This is a genomic window from Pectobacterium sp. HCp5_1, assembly GCF_032905925.1.
Taxonomy (GTDB): domain Bacteria; phylum Pseudomonadota; class Gammaproteobacteria; order Enterobacterales; family Enterobacteriaceae; genus Pectobacterium; species Pectobacterium brasiliense_A.
In genome coordinates this window covers 1-4545 of the sequence record NZ_JAUMIO010000068.1, presented here as the reverse complement: position 1 = coordinate 4545, position 4545 = coordinate 1, and the positions used below count along the sequence as shown (strand labels likewise).

The 4545-nt window shown below is 50.6% G+C and carries 3 protein-coding genes; 2 read left to right on the top strand and 1 reads right to left on the bottom strand.

Going from position 1 to position 4545, the window contains the following annotated elements; translation table 11 throughout:
* Window positions 1–440: 440 nt before the first annotated feature.
* Both Q3A88_RS21560 and Q3A88_RS21555 read left to right on the top strand, forming a co-directional pair.
* On the top strand, window positions 441–3317 hold the full coding sequence (locus Q3A88_RS21560) for a flavocytochrome c (protein WP_317178631.1): 2877 nt from the start codon (window positions 441–443) through the stop codon (window positions 3315–3317).
* Window positions 3318–3432: 115 nt separating this feature from the next.
* Entirely contained in the window at window positions 3433–4404 is a 972-nt protein-coding gene (locus Q3A88_RS21555) for an FAD:protein FMN transferase (RefSeq protein ID WP_317178630.1), read from the top strand.
* Between the two features lie 47 nt (window positions 4405–4451).
* Here Q3A88_RS21555 and Q3A88_RS21550 read toward each other — a convergent pair.
* Window positions 4452–4545, bottom strand: a 94-nt coding sequence (locus Q3A88_RS21550) for an IS1 family transposase (protein ID WP_317177888.1), incomplete at its 5' end; no start/stop codon positions are given.

Sequence of the window (4545 nt, the reverse complement as noted above, 5' to 3'; positions counted from 1 at the left end):
TGCTGCTATGATCGGCATCGCTCAGTCCGGTTGGTGATTTGTTTGGTTTGGCGATTGATCAGATCGCATAACTCGGACTGAGTTCCCTTCGAGTGATCTACTATTTGGCGAAGCTATTTAGGAAAAATCGGTTTATTTTTTTTGTTCTATTTATGTTATGCGGAATGTCAATAATATCGGTTGGTTTCATTTTTGATAAATAAATGTTAATTAGGTGGGGTTGATGTTAAATATAAAAAAGAGTTGTGCGAATATCCCTAATAAAAGCGGATCTACAAAATAGTTTAAATAGTAAGAAAACATTTTATAACATCAAAAAAAATAGATACTTGGTAAGTAATAAGTTCGCAAATTATCAGCCAGAAAAATTAATAAAAACAAACATGGCGGCTTCTGAATCATTCGCGAACAGAGTTTTTATTTTAAGTGGAGTATTCGCTATGAAGAATAATCACCATGATCTATTTGCCGCTTTTACACTCCCCAACGGCGCGACGCTGAAAAACCGGGTACTGATGGCACCCATGACTACCTGTAGTGGATTTTACGATGGGAGCGTGACCAAAGAGCTGGTGGAATATTATCAGGCCAGGGCAGGCAGCATCGGCACCGTGATTGTGGAGTGCTGTTTTATTGATGACAAAGGGTTGGCTTTTCCCGGCGCGATAGGAATCGACTGCGACGACAAAATTGCCGGACTGGCCAAAATTGCGACGGCGATTAAAGAAAAAGGCTCGACGGCGATCCTGCAAATTTATCACGGTGGCCGGATGGTCGAACCGCGTTTTATCGGTGGCGCGACGCCCGTTGCCCCGAGTGCTATTGCCGCGCCGCGCGCGGGTGCCATCGTTCCGATGGCGCTGTCGGGCGATGAGGTTGACGCGATGATCGGCAAGTTTGGCGCTGCCGTTCATCGTGCCATTCAGGCGGGTTTCGATGGCGTGGAAATTCACGGCGCGAATACCTACCTGATCCAACAGTTCTATTCTCCACACTCTAATCAACGCTCAGATAAATGGGGCGGCAGTCGTGACAATCGCGCGGTCTTCCCGCTGGCGGTGTTGGATATCGTTCATGAGGTCGCGGATAAATACGCCGATCCTGCATTTATTATCGGCTATCGTTTCTCGCCGGAAGAGATCGAAGAACCCGGTATTCATTTTGATGATTCACTCTATTTGCTGGAAAAATTAGCGGCGCGCGGGCTGGATTACGTTCATTTCTCTATGGGAAATATTCTGCGCTCGTCCATTGTCGAAACAGATGACCCGACGCCGCTGATTAAAAAATATGTTGCCCGCCGTTCCTCGACATTAGCGGCGATTCCGGTTATTGGCGTAGGGGATATTGTCAATCAGGCAGACGCCGATGCGGCGCTGGAAAATGGTTATGACCTGATTGCCGTCGGCAGAGCCTGTATTGCTTATCCAGACTGGACGGATCGTATTGCCGAACAGGAAAAACTCGAACTTTATATTGCCAGCGATAAACGTGAAGCATTAACGATTCCTGAACCGCTGTGGCGTTTTTCATTAGTTGAAGCCATGATTCGGGACGTGAATTTAACCGGCAAAAAATTTAAATCCGGGGTTTATCAGGAAAACGTTCAGGATGAATGTGGCGAGCTGCGAATTCATGTTCATTTTGAGCAGAATCGGGTCGCCGATATTGCGCTGGAGAATAGCGAAATTGATGAATCGCTAAAAATCAGTTTTGAGATTATCCGCGAACGCATTCTGGATACCAATAGTCCCCACGTTGATGCCGTAACGGGCGCAACGGCACAGAGTGAAGCGATTAAAAAAGCCGTTACCAAGGCGATGGTGAAATCGAGCAAAGACGCCATTATTGCCGATGGCGGCAACCCAGACGCGCGCCGCGAAGCGGATGTGGTGGTGATTGGCAGCGGCGGTGCGGGTCTGGCGGCGGCGATTCAGGCCAGCGAAGAGGGCGCACGCGTTATCGTCATTGAAAAGATGCCCGTCATCGGCGGCAATACCATCAAGGCCTCTGCCGGTATGAACGCGGCGGGCACTGTCTTCCAGCAAAATAAAGGTATCGAAGATAGCCAGGCGCTGTTCTATGACGAAACGCTGAAAAGTGGAAAACAGAAGAACAACCCTGCGCTGGTGCAATACTTCGTCGATCATGCGTCTGAAGCGATTAACTGGCTGGCGCAGCACGATATTGAGCTGAGCGACATCACCACGACGGGCGGCATGAGTGTTGACAGAACGCACCGGCCTGCCAACGGCGCAGCGGTGGGCGGCTATCTGGTCAGCGGGCTGATTAAGAACCTCAATAGATACAATATTGAGGTGCTGCTGGAAACGTCGGTAACCGAAATTGTGCAGGAGAAGGGCAAGGTTAGTGCCGTCAGAGTCGTCAATGATGAGCAGGAAGTGAGCCTGATTGCGACAAAAGCGGTGATTGTCGCGACAGGCGGTTTTAGTGCTAATCAGGCGATGGTGGAGTCATACCGCCCAGACCTGAAAGGCTTTGTCACCACCAACCATAAAGGCGCAACGGGCGGCGGCATTCGTCTGCTGGAACAGATCGGCGCAGATACGGTGGACATGGGGGAAATTCAAACCCATCCGACGGTTGAACAGACGACGTCTTATCTGATCTCCGAATCCATTCGCGGCGGCGGGGCTATTCTGGTGTCGCAGCGTGGAGAACGTTTCTTTAACGAAATGGAGACGCGGGATAACGTCTCGTCCGCCATCGTTAACTTGCCGGAAGAGTACGCGTACATCTTGTTCGACGAGCAGGTCAGAAACCGCAACCGTGCAGTTGAAGAATATGTCGCACAAGGGCTGACCGTCAGCGCGAACAGCATCGCTGAACTGGCCGACAAGCTCGATATGCCGCCATCTGCTCTGCACGCCTCGCTCGAACGTTACAATGCCTTTATCGCCGACAAACACGATGAAGACTTTGGCCGTACCACGGGAATGCGCGATCCGCTGAATCAAGCGCCGTACTACGCGATTAAGGTGGCGCCGGGCGTACACCACACGATGGGGGGGGTGACCATCAACGAGAAAGCGGAAGTGCTGAACCGCTATAAAGAGACGATCTCCGGGGCTTATGCTGCTGGGGAAGTGGTTGGCGGTATTCACGGGGCAAACCGCATTGGCGGCAACGCCGTGGCGGATATCATTATCTTCGGCATTCAGGCGGGGATGCAGGCAGCGGCCTATGCGCGGGCACCGCGTCGTTCGGACGTTTTTCCAACGAAAGCACGTAAAGCAAGATTTGCGAAAGCGGCGGCGAAAACGGCTGAAAAGCAGCCGATACTGGTCGCAGAGTAAGTGATAGAAAAGAACGTGATAAAAGAGTAAGGCTGATGGCGGGCGTCTCAAAGGGCGCTCGCGATTTTCCCACCGTTTCCTCTCTGTGCCGCCATTCGATCATAGGAGTCACCGCATGCCTTCTGTCGATAATGCCTACGTCTATTCCGTTCACCTGATGGGCAGCCCCATTCTGCTCAAACTGTTTGTCCATGATGAAACCGCCGTCAGGCAGGTTTTCCAACGCATCAAACAGCTCGAAGATCGGCTAACCGTTAATCGAGCGCAGTCGGAAGTGATGAGCATCAACCATGCGGCGGGGAAAGAGTACGTTTCGGTCAGCCCGGTGGTCTTTGAGCTGATTAAACGGGCCAAAGCGGTCAGTCTGATTGAAAACAGCGGCTTTAACGTCGCGATTGGCCCCGTCGTGAAACTATGGAAAATCGGTTTTAGCGGCAGCACGGTGCCTGAGCACGAGTCAATACAACGGGCGCTGGCATTAACGCATCCCGAACGCATTATTCTCAGAGAGCAGGACTGCGCCGTGTTGCTGGAAAGCGCCGGAATGGAGATCGACCTGGGGGCGATTGCGAAAGGTTATATTGCCGATATCGTCCGTGATGTTCTGCATCAACATGCGATTCAGGATGCGCTGATCAATCTGGGGGGAAACGTACTGGCTATCGGCAGCGCACTGACGGATGAACAAGGGCTATGGAGCGTCGGGTTGCAGAAGCCGTTCGCGGATCGCGATAGCCTGCTTGGCATCATTAAGGTGAAGAACAAATCCGTGGTGACATCCGGCGTCTATGAACGCTTTTTCACCGTGGACGATCGTATCTATCATCATATTCTCGATCCCCGGACGGGTTATCCGCTGGATAATGAACTGCACAGCGTCACGGTTATCTCGAACGACTCTCTCGACGGCGATATCTACACCACGCTGCTTTATGGCATGGGCGTCAGCTCAGGCATTATCTTTCTACAAAACCGGCCGGATATCGAAGCGATATTTGTGACAAAAGCACGAGAGATTATTTTCTCTTCGCAGCGAGATTATACGTTTGAACTATTAGATAAAGATTATTCGGTGACGATATTGTAGTTATCATTATTCAAAAAATAGGTCACGTATTCAATATGTAGATCAGGTCATTGCAGATAATGTTCACGTTCGATGAATGTGCCGATTATCTTGTCATGCATTTCCACTGATTTTGAGTACCCGATAGTTTTACGATTCAGT

Coding starts and splice junctions, on each gene's coding strand:
- Q3A88_RS21560 (WP_317178631.1), top strand. CDS start 441: ATGAAGAATAATCACCATGATCTATTTGCCGCTTTTACACTCCCCAAC.
- Q3A88_RS21555 (WP_317178630.1), top strand. CDS start 3,433: ATGCCTTCTGTCGATAATGCCTACGTCTATTCCGTTCACCTGATGGGC.